This is a genomic window from Hydrogenophaga taeniospiralis CCUG 15921, assembly GCF_001592305.1.
GTDB classification, from domain to species: domain Bacteria; phylum Pseudomonadota; class Gammaproteobacteria; order Burkholderiales; family Burkholderiaceae_C; genus Hydrogenophaga; species Hydrogenophaga taeniospiralis.
Genome location: NZ_BCWR01000019.1, coordinates 47722 through 65602 on the forward strand (window position 1 = coordinate 47722; position 17881 = coordinate 65602).

At 69.7% G+C, this 17881-nt stretch carries 16 protein-coding genes; 7 read left to right on the forward strand and 9 right to left on the reverse strand.

From position 1 onward, the window contains the following. The first annotated feature begins 1 nt into the window (after nt 1). Nucleotides 2-679, forward strand: coding sequence for a hypothetical protein (locus tag HTA01S_RS20510; RefSeq protein ID WP_068174719.1), 678 nt, complete (start codon nt 2-4; stop codon nt 677-679). A gap of 63 nt (nt 680-742) precedes the next feature. Here HTA01S_RS20510 and HTA01S_RS25420 read toward each other — a convergent pair whose 3' ends face one another. Next, complete coding sequence (locus HTA01S_RS25420; RefSeq protein WP_157572203.1) at nt 743-883, reverse strand: hypothetical protein; 141 nt, start codon at nt 881-883, stop codon at nt 743-745. Between the two features lie 235 nt (nt 884-1118). Here HTA01S_RS25420 and HTA01S_RS25725 point away from each other — a divergent pair, with 235 nt between their 5' ends. The 6 genes from HTA01S_RS25725 to HTA01S_RS20540 all read left to right on the forward strand — a co-directional run bounded on the left by HTA01S_RS25725 (nt 1119) and on the right by HTA01S_RS20540 (nt 10375). Then, complete coding sequence (locus HTA01S_RS25725; RefSeq protein ID WP_176579531.1) at nt 1119-3368, forward strand: autotransporter outer membrane beta-barrel domain-containing protein; 2250 nt, start codon at nt 1119-1121, stop codon at nt 3366-3368. A 61-nt stretch (nt 3369-3429) separates the two neighbouring features. Beyond that, entirely contained in the window at nt 3430-3933 is a 504-nt protein-coding gene (locus tag HTA01S_RS20520; RefSeq protein ID WP_068174721.1) for an OmpA family protein, read from the forward strand. A gap of 64 nt (nt 3934-3997) precedes the next feature. Next, a complete protein-coding gene (locus HTA01S_RS20525; RefSeq protein WP_068174723.1) occupies nt 3998-5707 on the forward strand; it encodes a hypothetical protein in 1710 nt (569 codons plus the stop codon). Then, on the forward strand, nt 5704-7539 hold the full coding sequence (locus tag HTA01S_RS20530) for a peptidase domain-containing ABC transporter (RefSeq protein ID WP_084236375.1): 1836 nt from the start codon (nt 5704-5706) through the stop codon (nt 7537-7539). Before HTA01S_RS20525 ends, HTA01S_RS20530 begins: the two co-directional genes overlap by 4 nt. Continuing rightward, nucleotides 7536-8864 (forward strand): HlyD family type I secretion periplasmic adaptor subunit, encoded by a 1329-nt coding sequence (locus HTA01S_RS20535; RefSeq protein WP_068174725.1) that lies wholly within the window; start codon nt 7536-7538, stop codon nt 8862-8864. Before HTA01S_RS20530 ends, HTA01S_RS20535 begins: the two co-directional genes overlap by 4 nt. A 2-nt stretch (nt 8865-8866) precedes the next feature. Further along, the gene (locus HTA01S_RS20540) at nt 8867-10375 is read left to right on the forward strand and encodes a TolC family protein (RefSeq protein ID WP_068174727.1); all 1509 of its coding nucleotides are present in this window, start codon (nt 8867-8869) and stop codon (nt 10373-10375) included. Between the two features lie 114 nt (nt 10376-10489). On the opposite strand, the gene HTA01S_RS20545 is transcribed toward HTA01S_RS20540, so the two are convergent. From HTA01S_RS20545 to HTA01S_RS20580, 8 genes are all read right to left on the reverse strand, one after another. Next, nucleotides 10490-11875 carry a sigma 54-interacting transcriptional regulator gene (locus HTA01S_RS20545; RefSeq protein ID WP_068174729.1) on the reverse strand — a complete coding sequence of 462 codons (1386 nt, stop codon included), beginning with the start codon at nt 11873-11875 and terminating at the stop codon, nt 10490-10492. Nucleotides 11876-11989: 114 nt separating this feature from the next. Further along, nucleotides 11990-13666, reverse strand: a complete 1677-nt coding sequence (locus HTA01S_RS20550; protein ID WP_068174732.1) for a pilus assembly protein TadG-related protein — start codon at nt 13664-13666, stop codon at nt 11990-11992. Between the two features lie 128 nt (nt 13667-13794). After that, nucleotides 13795-14292: a TadE/TadG family type IV pilus assembly protein gene (locus HTA01S_RS20555; RefSeq protein WP_157572204.1), complete on the reverse strand. Its 498-nt coding sequence runs from the start codon at nt 14290-14292 to the stop codon at nt 13795-13797. 26 nt (nt 14293-14318) lie between these two features. Continuing rightward, entirely contained in the window at nt 14319-14840 is a 522-nt protein-coding gene (locus HTA01S_RS20560; RefSeq protein ID WP_068174736.1) for a TadE/TadG family type IV pilus assembly protein, read from the reverse strand. Between the two features lie 5 nt (nt 14841-14845). Beyond that, the gene (locus tag HTA01S_RS20565) at nt 14846-15154 is read right to left on the reverse strand and encodes a DUF3613 domain-containing protein (protein ID WP_068174738.1); all 309 of its coding nucleotides are present in this window, start codon (nt 15152-15154) and stop codon (nt 14846-14848) included. A 46-nt stretch (nt 15155-15200) separates the two neighbouring features. Further along, nucleotides 15201-15989 carry a tetratricopeptide repeat protein gene (locus HTA01S_RS20570; protein WP_068174740.1) on the reverse strand — a complete coding sequence of 263 codons (789 nt, stop codon included), beginning with the start codon at nt 15987-15989 and terminating at the stop codon, nt 15201-15203. Further along, the gene (locus HTA01S_RS20575) at nt 15986-16933 is read right to left on the reverse strand and encodes a type II secretion system F family protein (protein WP_068174742.1); all 948 of its coding nucleotides are present in this window, start codon (nt 16931-16933) and stop codon (nt 15986-15988) included. The genes HTA01S_RS20570 and HTA01S_RS20575 overlap by 4 nt, the downstream gene beginning before the upstream one ends. Before the next feature lie 5 nt (nt 16934-16938). Next, nucleotides 16939-17880: a type II secretion system F family protein gene (locus tag HTA01S_RS20580; protein ID WP_084236379.1), complete on the reverse strand. Its 942-nt coding sequence runs from the start codon at nt 17878-17880 to the stop codon at nt 16939-16941. Between the last annotated feature and the right edge of the window lies 1 nt (nt 17881).

Genomic DNA, 17881 nt, shown 5'->3' on the forward strand with positions numbered 1-17881 from the left:
CATGCAGCCGGACCCGCCCGGGGCGATCATCTTTTCGGATGAGCTGAAAAAAGCCTACCCCTCCGAAGACGTCAAGGACCTCATCCGCTCGGGCAGCCTGCGGAAACTGGCCCGGGGTGCCTTCACCACCGAGCGCCACAAACCACTGGACGTGGTCGTGCTGGAGAACTGGTGGCGGCTCGCGGAGCGCTGGTTTCCGGGCGGCCTGGTCGTGCGGCGGTCGGCCGTGCCCGGGATCATCGAACGCGAGAAAGTGGTGTACCTGACGTTTGGCCGGATGAATGGCACCACCCTAATCCACGGATTCCGATTCACCGTTTCACCGGGGCGGCCACCGGTCAAAGGCATGAAAAACATGCTCAATGACCACCGGCTGGGCAAGCTGTTTGTGTCGTCGCGCGCGCGGGCCATGCTGGAAAACCTGGAATTCGATATTGACCACCCCGAAAGCATTCTCGGGTATGGCTGGGTGGAAGACGAATTGCGCAGGCTGTACCGCCATCAAGGGAATGCCGGGCTGGTGGCGTTGTGCATGGATGCAGGTGCATTGGCCAGCCATTTCGGCATGGAGAAATCCCGGGATGAATTGGCCCTCTGTGTGGAAAGGGTACTGGCCGCATCGGGGAATGGGCGTGCCTCGTTGCCCCGGCCGCCGGCCAGGCGTGGGACCGTTACGTAACGCGGAGCACACCGCTGGCGTAACGCCGGCGGGGCCGGAACCCGGTGACCCGCAGGGTGAGGCTCAGGAGTGTGAAGTTTTTCCGGAAATGCCGTTGAAATGCGGCATTTTTACCCATTTTTGGGGGTTGGCGGGGCGTTGTTGGGGCTTTGGAATGCCTGGCATGCAAGTTGCGATTTGAAGGGCGTTGAGCGATTGTTTCATGGGTATCCATTCCATTGACCGGGTCCATATACCGGAAATTGAATGGCCCGTGCATGGCATGGGCATTGGGCATGAATCCGGCGGAATTGTGCCGTGTGATGGCCTTTGGCGGCAATCGATGGGTGGTGTACTTTTAACTGGAGAGGGTGTTATGGCGACTGAAACTGTATTGAACCAAGGGGTGGCCGGTGCTGCGGCGAATTCGGCGTCTGCGTCGGTGGCGGAGCTGGGCGTCTTGTCCAACGCATCACCGGGGGTGGTGGTGGTCCGTGAGGGGCAGCGCATGGCCGTTCAGGACAGCGTGGCCCTGAAGGTGGGCGACCAGGTACTGGTGCCCCAGGGAGGCCAGGCTGCCGTGACATTCCCGGGTTCGGCCGCCAACCAGGCGCCCTTGCAGGGGACGCTGGTGGGCGGGACGGACGCCACCATCGGCGTCGCATCGCTGCCCAACGGCGCGCAGCAGGCGGTGATCGACCTCGCGGCGGGCGACTTTGTCCCCACGGGAGAGGGTGCCGCGGAAGCGGCCGTGCTGATGGTCAAGAAAGCCGCCCCGTCCTTGTTGGGTGGCGGCCTGGCCCTGGGCGAGTTTGCCCTCGGTGCCCTCGGCGTCGGGGCCGTCGCCGCGATGCTCAATGACGATGGCGATGACTCGGATGCCGATGCCGATGCCGATGCCGATGCCGATGCCGATGCCGATGCCGATGCCGATGCCGATGCCGACGCCGACGCCGATGCGGATGCTGATGCGGATGCAGACGCCGATGCCGATGCCGATGCCGATGCCGATGCCGACGCTGACGCCGACGCCGACGCCGATGCCGATGCCGATGCCGATGCCGATGCTGACGCCGATGCCGATGCTGACGCCGATGCCGATGCCGATGCCGATGCTGACGCCGATGCCGATGCCGATGCTGACGCCGATGCCGATGCCGACGCCGATGCCGATGCCGACGCCGATGCCGATGCCGATGCCGATGCTGACGCCGATGCCGATGCCGATGCCGATGCTGATGCTGATGCTGATGCCGATGCCGATGCCGACGCTGACGCTGACGCTGACTCCGATTCGGACGCGGACGGCGGCGACAAGCTGTTCGATCCGGGCAGCGACCTGGCCGACGGGACGGTGGATTCTCTCGACAGGACTTTCGTGCTTGAAGGGGTCCTGGACCCGGTGGCGTCCACGACGGGCGAGCTGACCGACACCCTGAGCGATGCCTTGGCGCCGCTGGTGGGTGACGAATTCACGGAGGACGATCCGAACGGTCTGGAGCCGGCCGACGACTTCGTGGACCAAGTGGCCGACACCGGTGAAAACCTGCTGGAGCCGGTCGTGGACGGCCTGCTCGGTGACGGGGCGACCGACATGCTGCTGGGCTCGACGGTGGGGCAGGTGGACTACCTCACGGATGCGGTCGGCAACCTGGTGGACGACGGCACGCTGGTCGGTGATGCGCTGGACGGCCTCGGCCTGGGCGGCCTCACCGACGGGCTGCTGGACGAAGGCGGTGTGGTCGATGGCGTGCTGGGCGCCACCGTGGGCGACGACGGTCTGGTGGGGGGCCTGCTGGCCGACGATGGTCTGGTGGGCGAGCTGCTGACCGACGACGGTCTGCTCGGTGGCTTGCTGGATGTGCAGGAGCCCACCACCGGCGACGCGCTGCTCGATCCGTCCGAAGGGCTGCTGGGCGGGGTGTTGGACGGCACGGACCTCCTGGGCCTGGGCGACACCCTGGCTCCGGTGGTGGACGTGGTTGACAACGTAACCGACACCACCAGCGGCCTGCTGGCCCCGGTGCTGGGCACCGATTTCGAGGCGGACGACCCCAACGCGCTGGACGGCGTGGATGGCGTGGTCGGCACCGTGACGGACACGGCGGGCGACCTGCTGGCACCCGTGACCGATGGCCTGCTGGGCGACGGTGCGCTGGACGGCACGCTGGGCGCCGTGGACACGCAGGTGGACTACGTGACCGACGGCGTCGTCAACGTGTTGGAGGGCGATCTGCTGGGAGGGGACCTGCTCGGTGGTGTGGTCGGCGGCGACTTGCTCGGCGGCCTGACCGAGGGCGATCTGCTGGGTGGCGTGGTCGGCGAGGACGGCCTGCTGGGTGGACTGACCGACGGCGATCTGTTGGGCGGCGTGACCGATGGCGACTTGCTAGGCGGCGTGGTCGGTGAAGACGGCTTGTTGGGTGGTCTGACCGACGGCGATCTGCTCGGTGGCGTGGTCGGTGAAGACGGCCTGCTGGGCAGCGTGACCGACGGCGACCTGCTCGGTGGCGTGGTCGGTGAGGACGGCCTGTTGGGCGGTGTGACCGAAGGCGATCTGCTCGATGGCGTGGTCGGCGACGACGGCCTGCTGGGCAGCGTGACCGACGGCGACCTGCTCGGCAGCACCCTGGAGCCTGTGACCAGCATGGCGCCGCTCGACGGGGCGCTCACGCCGGTGGTGGACCTGACCCAGGGCCTGCCGGTTTGATCCGATCCATCTCCACAACGGGCCTTCCCGGCGCTACCGCCGGGAAGGCGGGAGGAAACTCATGAAGACGCAGCTTTTTCTATGGACCTGTGTGGCCGCTTTCGCCAGCGGCTGCGCGACCCAGCCCCAGGAGGGCGCCACGCAGCAGGTGTATTACCAGGCCTACAAGCGGCAGGACGCCGCCGTGGTCCGGCGGGTGGAACCCGCGCCGGTGCCGAGCGTGCTGGGGCCGATGGGCGTGTCCGGCACGGTCTATTTCGGCTTCGACCAGTCGACCCTGCAGCCGCAGTACCTGCGCATCGTGGAACAACACGGTGAGTACCTGCGCCAGAACACCGGCCGCAAGGTGCAGCTCGACGGCCACACCGACGAGCGCGGGGGCACGGAATACAACATCGGGCTCGGCCAGCGCCGCGCCGAGACGGTCCGGCAAGCGCTGATGCGCATGGGCGTGGCCGACAGCCAGCTGGAGGCGGTGAGCTTCGGCAAGGAAAAGCCGGCCTCCCAGCTGCAGACCGAAGAAGGCCACCAGCTCAACCGGCGGGTGGAGTTCAGCTACCGATGAGCCGGGCCGCTGCGGGCCCGCCCGCACCGCGGCCTGCCCCGCCAGCCTTCACACCCATACCGCCATGACCCTCCAGGACCAGTTGAGCATGTGCCGGCAGCTGCTGCCGGCCGGGAACACGTCGGTGGGCCCCTGGCCCGCGCAGACCCTGTTCTTTTCGGTCAGCGACCGGCGGTCGCGGGCCCGAGTGTTCCACGTCAGCGCCACCAGCCTCGACGAGGCCTGGCAGCAGGGCGTGGACTGGGTGCAGGCCTGGAGCGCGGCGACCCAGCGCAGCGAGCCCATGTGGCTGCGGGTGGACGTGGTCACCTCGGTGCGGGCGATGGCCTGGAGCCAGTTCCAGGAACAGCTCCAGCAGGTCAAGCGCAACTACCTGCGCTACGGCCTCGCGCTCGACGAAGGCTTTCGCCACGCCTTCACCGAGCAGGAGATCAACGCCAACGCCATGGTGTACGGCGGGGCCGCCATCGCGCACGCCGAGGTCAACATGGGCCACCTCCAGCGCTACGGCCGGATCCGGTTTGGCGAAGACTTCGCGCCGGTCCTGCTGCCCTCGTCGCCGGTCTACCTGCTGACCACCGCCGGGGTGTTCTGCGACGAGCAGGGCCGCGCCCATACCCTCAGCGGCCAGGGGCCGGACGCCGGCCGGCGGGACCTGGCCGAGCTCGACGCCGCCACCGTGCGTGGCCTGGTGCGCTCGGGCGCCGAGTACCTGGCGCGCCAGGTGCAGGAAGACGGGCGCTTCATCTACGGCCGCTTTCCCTGCTTCGATCGCCGGATCGACACCTACAACGCCCTGCGCCACGCCAGCTCCACCTACGCCATGATCGAGTCGTGGGAGCTGATCGAGGGCGGAGAACTCAAGGCCGCGATCGATCGTGCCCTGGTGTACCTGGTGGAGCGCCTGATCCGCACCTGCCAGCTGCCCGACGGCCGGCGCGCCGCCTTCCTCGTGGACGAGGTGGGCCAGGAGATCAAGCTCGGCGGCAACGCGATGGCGATCCTGGCGCTGGTCAAGTACAGCGAGGTCATGGGCACCAGCGCCTGTGCCGACCTGCTGGAGCGCCTCGGCACCGGCATCGAGCTGATGCAGGACCCCCGCAGCGGCGCCTTCACCCACGTGCTCCATGCGCGCAACCTGAAGGTCAAGGAGCCGTTCCGCATCATCTACTACGAAGGCGAGGCCGCGTTCAGCCTGTGCCGGCTCTACGGCTTCAGTGGCAACCCGCGCTGGCTGGCCATGGCCGAGAAGGCGTTCGAACACTTCATCGCGTCGCGGCACTGGCAGCACCACGACCACTGGCTGAGCTACAGCGTCAACGAGCTGACCCGCTACCGCCCCGAGGAAAAGTACTTCCGCTTCGGCCTGCAGAACATCGAGGGCCACATCGGCTTCGTGCGCCACCGCCGGACCACTTTCCCCACCCTGCTGGAGCTGATGATGGCCTCCAGCCAGATGCTGCGCCGCCTGCAGGACCGCCCCGAGCTGGGCCACCTGCTGGCCGATCTGGACCAGGAGACCTTCCGCGAAGCGCTGGTGCACCGGGCCCACCACATGCTCAACGGCCATTTCTGGCCCGAGATGGCGATGTACTTCAAGCAGCCCGACAGCATCGTGGGCTCGTTCTTCATCCGCCATCACTCGTTCCGGGTCCGCATCGACGACGTGGAGCATTACCTGTCGGGCTACGTCGCCTACCACGCTTGGCTGATGCAGCAGCAGACCCAAGTGGCCGTGGAGGCCTGCACCCCCCTGCCGGAAGGTTGCCCATGATCAAACTCCTGCTTCCGCGCCAACTCGTGGCCAGGGCGCCCACCGACGGCACCGAGAGCCCCTTTGCGCAGGGCCTCACGAAGGCCTTCGACGACGCCTACCCCCTGCTCAAGCGGGCCGCGTTGTGGTCGCTGCCGATCAGCCTGTTTGGCTTGCTGCCTTCGGTGTTCGTGCTCCAGGTCTACGACCGGGTGATCTCGCGCAGCGGCACGGCCACGCTGGTGGCCCTGGTGGCCGGCATCTTCGTGTTCCTCGGCATCGAGTTCTGGCTGCGCACCCGGCGCTCGCGCGACCTGCGCAACGCCGGCGCCACCATCGACCACCACGTCTCCGAGTCGCTGATGGGCTCCATGCTCAAGCGGCCCCTGATGGCGCTGGAGGCGCGGCCCGCGTCGGCCTGGTTCATGCTGTTCCGCGACGTGGGCGCCGTGCGCGGCACGGTCACCGGCGGGCTGCTGGGCTCCATCTTCGATCTGCCCATGGCGCTGTTTGCCCTGGCCGTGATCGGCGTGGTGGCGCTGCCGGTGCTGCCGATCGTGGTGCTGTTCCTGGCGGTCATGGCCTTCCTGGCCTGGTGGTGGGCCGACGAGGTGCGCGCCGGCCGCGTGGAAGAAACGCAGCGCGCGCGCGACGTGGACCGCGTGGTCTCCGAGATCTGCCGCGCACGCGAAACCATCAAGACCCTGGGGCACGACGCGCCGGTGGTCCAGATGTGGCTGCAGGCCTACCGCAACTGGCTGGCCGAGAGCTTCCGCAAGAACGGCGAGCTGGAGACCGCGCGCGACAGCAGCACCGTGCTGCTCACGGTGTTCTCCGTGCTGGTGGTCACCGCCGGGGCCGTGGCCGTCACCCAGCAGCTGATGACGGTGGGTGGCCTGATGGCCGTCAACCTGCTGGCGATCAAGGCGCTGTCGCCGGTGGCGGGCATGGCCTCGGGCTGGCGTGGGCTGGCGCGCGCGGCCGAAGCGGCGCAGCGGCTGGAGAAGGTGCTGGCCGAGCCGGTGGAGCGCGCCGCCAGCGGCGTGGAGCTGACCAAGCCGCCCGGCCTGCTGCGCCTCACGGACGTGAGCTTCCGTTTCCCCGACGCGCCACGCCCGGTGTTTGAAAAGCTCAACCTGGAGATGGGGCCGGTGGGCCTGCACGTGATCGTGGGCAAGAACGGCGCCGGCAAATCGACCCTGGTGAAACTGTTGGGCGGGCTCTACAGCCCCAGCGAGGGCGCGATCCACATCGGCGGCTACGACCTGGCCCAGTTCTCGCGCGAGGAGCTGGTGGGCTGGATCAGCTGTCTGTCGCAAGAGGTGTACTGGTTCGGCGGCGCGCTGATCGAGTCGCTGCGCCGGGCCGCACCCGGCCAGAGCGACGAACAGATCGTCTCGGCCTGCCGGCTGTCGGGCGCGCACGAGTTCATCTCGCGCCTGCCCCAGGGCTACCGCACCGAGGTGGGCGAGGGCGGCATGGGCCTGTCGGTGGGCGAGCGGCGCAAGCTCGCGCTGGCCCAGCTGTTCCTGCGCAAGCCCGCGGTGCTGATCCTCGACGAACCCAGCAACGACCTGGACTACCAGAGCGAGACCCACCTGATGACCGCGCTGGGCGCCGTGGCCAAGCGCCGCAACGTGGTGGTCGTGACGCATTCGCTGCGCATGGTCTCCATCGCCACGCAGATCTATTACGTGGGCGGCGACGGCACGGTGCAGCAGGGCACGCCGGCCGAGATGGTGCCGCGGCTGTTCGGCGTGCAGCGCCCGGTGCCGGTGCCGACGCCGGCCCGCGAAGCGGTCGCCAGCGGCGGCTCGGTGGTGCATCTCAAAGGCATGGGGGTGGGCACATGAAACATCCGGACAACTCGCCCGACCTGCCCGATGTGCTGCGGCGCCGTCCGGGCGGCGCGGTGGCGGGGCAACCCGAGCGGCGCGGCGTCTACTGGATGCTGTGGAGCGCGGTGGCCGTGCTGGCGGTGGTGGGCCTGGGCTACCCGGTCGAGACCGTGGTGGTCGCGCCCGGGCGGGTGATCCCGTCGGACCGCGTCAAGTCCGTGCAGCACCTCGAAGGCGGCATCGTCGCCGCCGTGCTGGTGAAGGACGGCGAGCGCGTGCGCGAGGGCCAGCCCCTGGTCGAGATCGACCTGGGCGGCAACGGCCTGAACCTGGAAGAGCTCTCGGCGCGCTTCGCCTCGAACCAGGCCGCGCGCATCCGCCTCAAGGCCGAAAGCCTGGACCAGCCTCTGCTGCGCGAGATGTTCCCCGCCGCGCTGGACGCCGCCGTGGTGCAGGGCGAGATGGGCGCTTTCGAAGCCCGCATGCAGGAGCAGCGCGGGCTGCTGGTGGGCGCGGCTTCGCAGCTGGAGCAGGCCCGCAGCAAGGAACTGGAGCAGCAGGCCAAGGTGGTGGGCCTGCAGCAGCGGGTGCGGCTGTTCCAGAACGAGGTCGAGATCTCGAACCAGCTGCTGCAGGAAAAGCTGGTGGGGCAGCTGGAGGTGCTGCAAAAGCGCCGCGAGCACGAGGCCGCCCGCAGCGAGCTGCAGGTGGCCCAGCAGTCCCTGGTGTCGGCGCGCGCGGCCATCGCCGAGGCGCAGGCCAAGGTGGCCGAGGTCACGGGGCGCTTTCGCCGCCGCGCGTCGGAGGAACTGGCCGAGGTCGAGCGCGACATTGCCAGCCTCAACGAGAACCTGGCCCGGGCCCAGGCCCAGCGCGAGCGCACGGTGGTGCGCGCGCCCACCGAAGGCATCGTCAAGGGCTCGCGCAACCCGAGCCCGGGCTGGGTCATCAAGCCCGGCGAGCCCATCATGGAGATCGTGCCCGACGAGGAGGTGATCATGATCGAGGCCAAGCTCAGCCCGAACGACCGCGGCTTCGTCTCGCCGGGCCAGACCGCCCAGGTGAAGGTCACGGCCTACGACTTCCTGCGCTACGGCACCATCGACGGCACGGTGACCCTGGTCGCGGCCGACGCCGATCGCGATGCCACGACGCCCAACGCGCCGCCCTACTACCGCTTGCTGCTGAGCACCAGCCAGTCCTTCATCGGCTTTCCGCAGAACCGCGTGACCCCGGGCATGGAGGCCGAGATCGATCTCAAGGTCGGGCGCGATCCCTTCATCTGGTACCTGCTGCGCCCGGTGCTCAAGCTGCAGCGCGAAGCCTTCCGGGAGCCCTGACCATGACCCACCCCCGTGCCTGGCCCCTGGGCCTGCTGTTGTGCTGCGGCCTGAACGCCGGCCCGCATGCCGCCGAACCGCCGCCGCTGGCGCTGCGCTCCGCGCGCCAGGTCAACCTGGAGGTGCTGGGTGTGAGCACCCAGCTCGGCCACCTGCGCAGCGGCCTGCTGCAGGCGATGCAGGCCCACCCCGAGGTGCTCTCGGCCAAGGCCGCGGCGGACAGCAAGGCGATCGAGCTGGAGGCGGCGCAGTACGCGCGCTACCCCCGCTTCCAGCTGGGCACGGGCGCGGGCTCGTCGAGCTCGCAGGGGGACGGCGGGAGCGAGAGCTACCGCGTGGTGTCCGCCACCGCGCGCATGACCCTGCTGGACGGCGGCGTCATCAGCTCCCGGATCGACGCCACCCAGGCCAACAGCGTGGCCTTCGAGATGGCCATGAAGTCCACCTCGCAGAAGGTCGCGCTCGACGCCCTGACGGCCTACATGCAGGTGCTGCGTTTCGAGAACAAGCGCACCGTGGCGCAAAGCGCCGTCGCCGCGCTCGACGAGCTCTCGCGCCTGGAGCAGCGCAAGGTGGACCTGGGCGCCGTGGGCGAAAACGACCTGCGCATGACGCGCTCGCGCCGCGCCGCGTTCGCGGCCAAGCGGCAGGAGTTCGAGGTGCAGCTGGCCGACGCCACAGCGAAGTTCGAGAGCTATTTCGGCTTTGCGCCCCAGCCCTCGCGCCTGCCGGCGCTGGCGATCCCGGCGCAATGGAAGCCGGTGTCGCAGCAGGACCTGCTGGCCCGGGTAGAGGCGCAGAGCACCGAGCTGGCCGAGGCGCGCAGCCGCATCGAACACGCCCAGGCGCTGGTGCGCCAGCAGGAGGCCGCGCGCTTTCCGGCGGTGGAGGTCGTGGTGGCCAAGACCCGCGACCCGCGCGGCGTGGTCTACGCCGACTCGACGCGCACCGGGCTGGAGTTCAACTGGAATTTCGGCAATGGTTTCGACCTGCAGCTCAAGGTGAAGACCGCGCTGGCCGAGCTGGCGAACCAGGAGGCCAAGCTGGAGGCGGTGCGGCTCCAGCTGGCGCAGCTGAGCAACACGGCCTGGGGCCAGGCGCAGGCGGGTGAACAGAAGGTGTCCGAGCTGGCCGGGGCGGTGCGCGAAGCGGCCCTGCTGGTGCAGGGGCGCCGGCGCATGCTGGAGGTCGGCCGCGAGACCCTGCTCCAGGTGCTGGACGCGCAGGTGGAACACGATCTGCAACTGCTCGACTTCGTGGACGCCGTGGCCGACCTGCGCACCAACGAGCTGCGGCTGGCCCGGGTCAGTGGCCGCCTGGCGCTGGACGCGGCCAGCGATGCCGGCTGGGTCGGCCAGCTGTTCGCCCAGGGCGGCTCGTCGGGGTTGCTGTGGCTGGCGCAGGGCCGGTGCCCGGTGACGGCGGGCTGCCCCGTGCCCGAGGCACCGCAGGGTGGTGTGGCCGTGGCGGCTCTGCGCCTTCACTTGGAGCGCGAGCTCGCTGCGCGATGAAACACCCCCGCCGCGCTGCGCGCGACCCCCTCAAGGGGGCGACACTGGCCGTCCGGCAAAGCCGGCCCGGCGGTGTCCCCGGTTGGGCCGTTTCGTGTACCGCGGGCAGGGCCGCTACGCCACGTCGGGGATGTCGGGAATGCCAGGCTCGCCGTCGATGATCTGGTACTTGCGCATCTTTTCCCACAGCACCTTGCGGCTGATGCCCAGGTGCTGGGCCGTGTCCTGGCGCCGCCACTCGTGCTCCTGCAGCGCTTCGATGATGCGGTTGCGCTCGTCGCCGTTCCAGCGGCGCCGGTCGGGCCGGTCGGCGCCATTGCCCAGCACCACGAGGTCGCGCGAATGGCCCATGGCGCGCTGGATCAGGGCCTGGTCCCAGCGGCGCACCTGGCGCACCACCACCCCCACCCGCTCGGCGAGGTTGCGCAGCTGGCGCACATTGCCCGGGTACTCCATGCTGGCCACGGTCTCCACCAGCCAGTAGGGGATCTCGGGGTCCACGTCGTCCACCCCGTCGATCACCGAGAGCAGGATGCTCTTGAAGATGGCGATCTTGTCGATCTCGCCGCGCTGCTCCAGGTTGGGCACGTGCAGCTCGATCACCGCCAGCCGGTAGAACAGGTCGGAGCGGAACTCGCCCAGGCGCACCAGCTCGCGCAGGTCGCGGTTGGTGGCCGCGACCAGGCGGAAGTCCAGCTTGATCGAGGTGGTCGAGCCAATGCGCGTGACCGCGTTGTCTTCCAGCACCCGCAGCAGCTTGACCTGCTGGTAGCGCGGCAGATCGCCGATCTCGTCCAGGAACAGCGTGCCGCCCGTGGCCTGCTCGAAGTAGCCCTTGTGGGCCGCCACCGCGCCGGTGAACGAGCCCTTGGCGTGGCCGAAGAACAGCGACTCGAACAGCCCGTCGGGGATGGCGCCGCAGTTCACCGCCACGAACGGGCCCTTGGAATAGTCCTGGTGGCCGATGTGCAGCTGCTGCGCGATGCGCTCCTTGCCCACGCCGGTCTCGCCGCGGATGAGCACGTTGTGGTCGCAGTTGGCGAAGGTCTGCGTTTCCTCCAGCAGCGCGCGCATGCACTCGGAGTTGGCGATCAGGGTCTCGGGCTTGTCGGGCGAGGACCCGTGCGCCTGCAGCTGGCGGACCACCTTGGTGACCATGGTGCGCAGCTCGGCGCAGGTGAAGTCGTAGGGCAGCACGTGCAGGTATTCGGCGGGGTAGGTGTGCGTGTCGCGGTCGCGCGTGGCCGCGCCCACCCACACCACCGGGATGCCGCGCAACACCTCCGAGGCCATGGTCAGCAGGCCGCTTTCGATGGCGGTGACGCTGATCACGGCCACCGTCATGCGGTGGCGCAGCCGCTCCTCGGGAATCGGGTGGCCGTCGGCGCGCACGATCTCCACGTCGAAGGTGGACATGCACTGGGCCACGCGGTCGTAGATGTCGACCTTGCCCTCCCAGACATAGATCTCCAGATCGTCAAGGGTCAAAAGCTCTTTCATGAGGCGGTTCCTCTCCCACCGGGCAGAGCCCGCCACCGGGCCTCGGCGTGGGGGGCTGTGACAACAGGGACGCGACAGGCGATGCGTGGCATGGACGGGGGTTTCTTCATGGTTTCAATAGACCAGCTTGGCTTTGCCGCAGCTCACCGAGAGCACTTCGACGTCGGTCTCCCCCAGGTTCAGGCCGAGCACGTCGAGCAGGCTCTGCACCACGGCGTTGAGGATGGGGTCGAGCGTGGCGAGCACGTCGCCGAGGCCTTCGCCCAGCAGGGCATCGGTGATGCTGGAGACGGTCTGGCTCACGCCAAAGGAGGCTCCGCCCACCGTGGCCTGGTGCGTGCCATCGGGCGGGTCCGACGGCTCGTTGAGCGGCCCGGTGTCCACGGGGGCTTGCGACGACAGCAGTGGCAGGGCCACCCGCGCGGGGGGAACGATCGGGACGCCAAAAAGATCCAGCACCGACAGGATCTGGTGTTCCCGCACACCGGCGGACGCATCGGGAATCACGCCGCTGCCGTCGGCGACGCAGCGGTTGTTCTCGGAGAAGAAGTGAAGCAGGTTGCTGTCGCTCACGCTGGTCATGTCCTGGAAGCGGCCGATGCACAGCGCCACCGGCGCGGCGCTCACGGCGATGGACGCGTTCTGGCGCTCGGACTGGCAATCGACGGCGGTCAGCTCACCCGTGGACTGCACCAGCTCCAGGATCAGCGGCAGGTCCAGGCCCGTGCCGAGCAGGCCCAGCAGGCCACCGACCAGGGGGATTTCGTCGGTCTGGGCGCGCAGGTAGAGACGGATCTGGGCCGTGCGGGCCACCGTGCCAATGCCCCCGATGCCCACGGCCGGGGGCTCGACGACGCTGGCCCGGGCCTCCACGCCCAGCAGGGGAATGCTCAGCTCGGGCAGGGCGACCAGGTGGGTGCCGTTGGCCACGCTCAGCGCGGTGCCCGCCAGACTCAGCAGATTCACCTCGGCGTCGAGCGCCGAGGTCCCGGTGTTGTCCAGCCCGAGCAGCACGCCGGGGGTGTCGTCGTTCCCGAAGAGCGGGATCTGCGTGGCCAGCGCGTCGGCGCTGAGGTGCGCGATCAGGTGCGAGAGCAGCGCCACCTGGGCGTTGGCCGCGTTGCCCTGGGCCTGCAGCGCGGTCAGGCTGGCGTTGAGCAGCTTGCCCAGGCTGAGGTTCTGGATGTCGGCCAGCGCGTTGAGCGTGCCCACGTCCAGATCGGTGGTCACCGGGATGCCCAGGGCTTCGAGCAGGCCGGCGGGCGTGATGGACGCGTTGCTCAGCCCCTGGTAGCTCAGGATGTCGACGTCGCTCAGGCCAACCCCGAGCACCCCCAGGATGGAGGGCAGCAGGCTGCCCGCCTCCAGCCGCAACAGCCGCGAGCCCACGGTGAAGGCCGCGACCGGCGGGTCGATCGAGGCCACCGCCGTCACGGCGATGGTGCGGTCCATGTCCAGAGGCAGCAGCGCCGGCGGCGTGGCGCTGAAGCTCACACGCACGGCGTTGAACGCGGTCTCGTCTGCGTTGAAATGCGCGTCGACGGCATAGGCCGGGTCCCAGCGCCCGCAGACCACCGTGGGCGTGTAGCCCTCCAGGTTGTGCGTGACGTGTTCCAGCGCCACGGTCTGGGCGGACGCGCAACTGCTCGCCTGCACGTGCGGCGCCGCGGCCAGGGCCGCGAGGTCGGCGGTCTTTTGCAGCTCACGCTTCATGAAGAACAGATAGCCCAGATCGAGCCCGACCAGCAGGATGGCGGCGATGCCCAGCGTCATGGCCGCCTGGACCAGCACGGAGCCGGACTGGCGATGCGCGAGATGCCTTAACCGGGAACCCGGCGGAACCGGCTTTGCCGGGCCGCACCGGGTTGCCCCCTTGAGGGGGTAGCGCGAAGCGCTGCGGGGGGGTGTCATCTCCAGTGTCATCTCAACTCCAGCGCCACCGAGGCGCGGCCTTCCAGGGTGTCGGCCATCCAGAGGCTGGTGTCGAGCAGGGGCAGGGAGGGCAGCACCCGGTTTTCGCTGTAGGGGTAGCTCACCACCACGTCGGCCCGGGACGACGGTTGCCCCGGTTCGCCCACGAGCTGCAACTGCACGTCCACCGCGTCGTCGAGCCAGGCCTGGCGCAGCGCCGGGCTGCCGTTCTGTGCCGGGGGCGCGATCAGCGACTGCGCCAGCGACTCCAGCACCACGCTGCGCACCCGGGTCAGTCCCACCGGCTCCAGCGGCGAGGGCATGCCCGCGGCGCGCGCGCCGTCTTCGGCCGCGCGCGAGACCGCCTGCTGCGTGTAGAGCACGGCGCCGAAGGTGGCCAGGCCGTACAGGAAGAGCAGGAGCAGCAGCGCGATCAGGGCGAACTCGACCGCCGCCACGCCTCGGCAACGCAGGCGCGCCGAATGCAGGCGGCAACGCTGGCGCATGAGATGAAGGTGGGTGGGCCGGGTGATCACAGGGCCCTTCCATCGAGCAGCATGCTGGCCTGCCCCACCAGGGTCTCGGGCATGAAGATGCCGAACCCGGGCAGGGCGGGCGCCACCGGGTGGGTGGCGTAGGGGTAGGTCACGGTCACGGTCATCTGGCAGCCGCTGGTGATGTGCACGCCGCAGTCCAGCACGGTCAATCCGTCTTCGGTGCAGGCGCCACCGTCGATCCGGCACACGCTGGCGCTGACCTGCGGGGCTTCGGGCAGCCAGGTCACGAGGCTGGTGGCCAGGTTTTTTGCGGCGTCGATGCGGGCCGGCAGCTGGCTCCCGCTCCCCGCGACCTGGTAGCGCAGGCCGGCGCGCGCGCCTTCTTCGGCCGCGTTCTGCAGGCCCAGGCGCAGGCTGAAGACGATGCCGTAGCTCAGCAGCGCATAGAGCAGCGCGAAAAAGACCGGGAAGATCACGGCGAACTCCACCGCGTACGCGCCGCCCTGGCGCGGGCGGCTGCCGCGGGGCTGGTGCGAGGGGGGGACGCCAGCGGCCATGCGCCTTATTCCTTGGCCGAGCCGGCGGAGGCGTCGCCCAGGCGGGAGCCGAACCACAGCGGCAGCTCGGTCTGGAAGCTCTTGAGATAACGCTGGTGGCTGATCTCGGCCACGCTGCCGTCGATGGGGCGCGGCACGGGGGAGGCGTCGCTGCCCTCGCGCTGGCGCTGCAGCAGGCTGCGCGTGGCGTCGCCCACGGCCACCCGGCTGGCCGCTTCGCCCGGGGCGGGCGCGGTCGTGGGCGCGGCGGGTTGCGCCCACAGGGGCGTGCTGGCGAGCAGCAGGGTCAGGAGCAGGGGGCGGTGGGTGTTCATGCGGAAGGCCCTTCGTGTGGATGGGTACAAGCCGTTCGTTGGGGGGTCATTGAGGCTTTGTGGCCTGGGCTTCGGCCAGGCTGGCCTGGCTCAGGCGCTGCGCGCTTTTCAGCACCAGGCTGGACGAGGGCGCGGGCTGCGAGGCGCCGGGGCGCAGCACCAGCGCCAGTTGCTCGATGGCCTGGCGCGTGGCCGGGCTGAGCGCGCGCTGCGCCATCAACCGCCGCGCGTGCTCCGGCTGGCCGGTGCTCAGGTGGTACAGGGCCACGTTGCTCGCCACCCGGGGGTGGCTGGGCAGCAGCTCCGAGGCTTGCATGAGCGGCAGCCGGGCTTCTTCAAAGCGCTGCGCCAGCAGGTAGGCGTAGCCCAGGTCGTTGAGCACCAGGCCGTCGGTGGGCAGGAGCTGGCGCGCCTTCTCCAGCATCAGGATGGCGCGGGGGAAATCCTCCTGGCTTCCGGCGATCAGGCCCAGGCCCCGGTAGGCGGCGCCGCGCACCGGGGTGTCGAGCAGCTGCTCGTACAGGCGGCGGCTCGCGCTCCACTGCGCGGTCTGGCGCAGCGCCTCGGCCTTGAGCAGCCGGGAGTCGGGCGAGGCGCCCCACTTCTGCTCCAGCGCGTCGATGTGCGCCAGCGACGCAAACCACAGGCCGTTGCCCTGCATCTGCCGCACCAGGGACAGGTAGGTGGGCAGGTTGTCGAGCGTGGGGCCGGGGCCCGTGCCCGTGGGGGCGGCGGCGCCGTCGGCGCCCGGTTGCGGCGGCGTGGGCCGCGCGGCGCAGGCGCCGAGCAGCAGGGCCGCGCACAGGGGAAGGGTCCAAGACCAGCGAGGGTTCATTTCACCATGCTCCCGAGAGACCGGATGACCGCGAGGAAGCCCGGCCCCGCGACGATGATCAGCAGGGCGGGCAACAGCGTGGTCACCATGACCACGGTCATCTTCACCGTGATGACGCCCACCCGGGTCTTCATCTCGGCCTTGCGGTGCACCCGCAAGCGTTCGCTGAACTGGCGGATCGGCTCCTGGATGGCGCCGCCGTGTTTGTCCACCTGGATCAGCAGCGAGATCAGGTCGGTGAGGTGCTGGTTCTGGTGCAGATCGGCCATGCGCTGGAACGCGTGTTCGCGCGTGCGGCCCTGGTTGTACTGGCGGTTCGCCGTCGCCACGTCGTTGCCGAGGATGGGGATCACGCCCGTGAAGTCCTTGGCGATGATCTGCAGGCTCTGGTCCAGGCTGAGGCCCACGCTCTGGAGCAGGCCGAGCAGGTCCACGAACAGCGGCAGCTCGTGCGAGACGCGGATGCGGCGGCGCGCGGCCAGGCGCTGCAGCAGCCACTTGGGCAGCATGAAGCCCACCACGAAGGCCATGGCCAGCAGCAGGAAACCCTTGCGCGAGGTGTCGGACCCGTGCACGAACAGCGCGTCCACCAGCAGGGGCAGGCCCACCGCCAGCGCGGCGCGGGTCAGCAGCAGGGTGAGCTGGGCCCGCACCGAGGGGAAGCCGCACTGGCTGATCAGCTGGCGGTCTTCGTCAGCCACCAGCAGGCGGCCCAGCCGGGTGTCGAGCCAGTGCGCGGGCAACTGCTCGTCGCGGTTGGGCGCCGCCGCGGCCGGGCCGTCGCTCTCCCGCGGCTGGCCGGCCGCGCTGCGGTCCAGCGCGTTCTGGATCACCTCGGCGCCGCGCCGCTGCAGCCGCTGGCGGCGCAGCAGCAGCGCGGCCATCAGCACCAGGGCCAGGCTCAGCAAGGCCAGGGACAGCAGCAGGAGGGTGTGGGCCGTCATGGGGGTCACTCCAGCCGGGACAGGCGGTAGAGCAGGTAGACGCCCAGCGCCTGCAGGCCGGCCGCGCCCAGCACCAGCTGGCGCCCGGTGCCGTCGTCCCAGAGGCGGGCGAAATACGCGCCGTTGATGGTGATGATGGCCGCACCCACCACCAGGGGCAGCAGGCCCAGCACCCAGGCCGACATGCGGGTCTCGGCCGACATGGCCACCAGCTCGTGCTCCATCTCCTCGCGGTCGCGCATGAAGTGCGCGACCCGCTCCAGCAGCACGTCCGAGCGGCCGCCGTAGCGCACCCCCAGGCCCATGATGGACGCGAGCAGCTGCATCTCTTCGAAGCGCACCTTGTTCGCGACCTGCTGCAGCGCCTGGTCGATGTCCAGCCCGGCGCGCACCAGGCTCATGGCGTTGTCCATTTGCTGGCGCAGCGGGGGCTGCACGCTGGGGATCGCCATCTGGAAGGCGGCCTGGGTCGAGTTGCCGACCACGATCAGGCGGGCAATGATGTCCAGGAAACCGGGCAGCTGGCGGATCAGTTCGGTGCGGATTTTCTGCACCCGGGTCCAGAGATAGAACGCGCCCAGCGTGAGCAGCAGCGCCAGCAGGCCGGCCGCGCCGATCCAGCTGGAGAGCGTGCCCGCGACCACCACCGCCGCCACGATCAGCAGCCCGCCGGCCAGCAGCTGGCGGGACGAGAGCGCGCCCAGCAGCCACTCGGGCATGGGAAAGAGCTCGCGCTTGCGCGCCACCTGGGGAGGCTCTTCCAGGGCGGGCGGCGCGCCAAAGCGCAGCTCGGCGGCCAGGGCCGCGCCCTCCCGTGCCATCTTCTTCGCCAGGGTCTGGTTGGCGGTCTGGCGCCGGCGCTGGCGCGCCGCCATGTCCCACAGGAGCAGCAGCGCGCCGCCCAGGGCCAGGGTCAGGCTGAACAGCAATACCCAGGGGCCGGTCATG

Coding starts and splice junctions, on each gene's coding strand:
- HTA01S_RS20510 (WP_068174719.1), top strand. CDS start 2: ATGCAGCCGGACCCGCCCGGGGCGATCATCTTTTCGGATGAGCTGAAA.
- HTA01S_RS20530 (WP_084236375.1), top strand. CDS start 5,704: ATGATCAAACTCCTGCTTCCGCGCCAACTCGTGGCCAGGGCGCCCACC.
- HTA01S_RS20565 (WP_068174738.1), bottom strand. CDS start 15,154: ATGAACACCCACCGCCCCCTGCTCCTGACCCTGCTGCTCGCCAGCACG.
- HTA01S_RS20545 (WP_068174729.1), bottom strand. CDS start 11,875: ATGAAAGAGCTTTTGACCCTTGACGATCTGGAGATCTATGTCTGGGAG.
- HTA01S_RS20575 (WP_068174742.1), bottom strand. CDS start 16,933: ATGACGGCCCACACCCTCCTGCTGCTGTCCCTGGCCTTGCTGAGCCTG.
- HTA01S_RS25420 (WP_157572203.1), bottom strand. CDS start 883: ATGAAACAATCGCTCAACGCCCTTCAAATCGCAACTTGCATGCCAGGC.
- HTA01S_RS20560 (WP_068174736.1), bottom strand. CDS start 14,840: ATGGCCGCTGGCGTCCCCCCCTCGCACCAGCCCCGCGGCAGCCGCCCG.
- HTA01S_RS20580 (WP_084236379.1), bottom strand. CDS start 17,880: ATGACCGGCCCCTGGGTATTGCTGTTCAGCCTGACCCTGGCCCTGGGC.
- HTA01S_RS20535 (WP_068174725.1), top strand. CDS start 7,536: ATGAAACATCCGGACAACTCGCCCGACCTGCCCGATGTGCTGCGGCGC.
- HTA01S_RS20525 (WP_068174723.1), top strand. CDS start 3,998: ATGACCCTCCAGGACCAGTTGAGCATGTGCCGGCAGCTGCTGCCGGCC.
- HTA01S_RS20555 (WP_157572204.1), bottom strand. CDS start 14,292: ATGCGCCAGCGTTGCCGCCTGCATTCGGCGCGCCTGCGTTGCCGAGGC.
- HTA01S_RS20540 (WP_068174727.1), top strand. CDS start 8,867: ATGACCCACCCCCGTGCCTGGCCCCTGGGCCTGCTGTTGTGCTGCGGC.
- HTA01S_RS20520 (WP_068174721.1), top strand. CDS start 3,430: ATGAAGACGCAGCTTTTTCTATGGACCTGTGTGGCCGCTTTCGCCAGC.
- HTA01S_RS20570 (WP_068174740.1), bottom strand. CDS start 15,989: ATGAACCCTCGCTGGTCTTGGACCCTTCCCCTGTGCGCGGCCCTGCTG.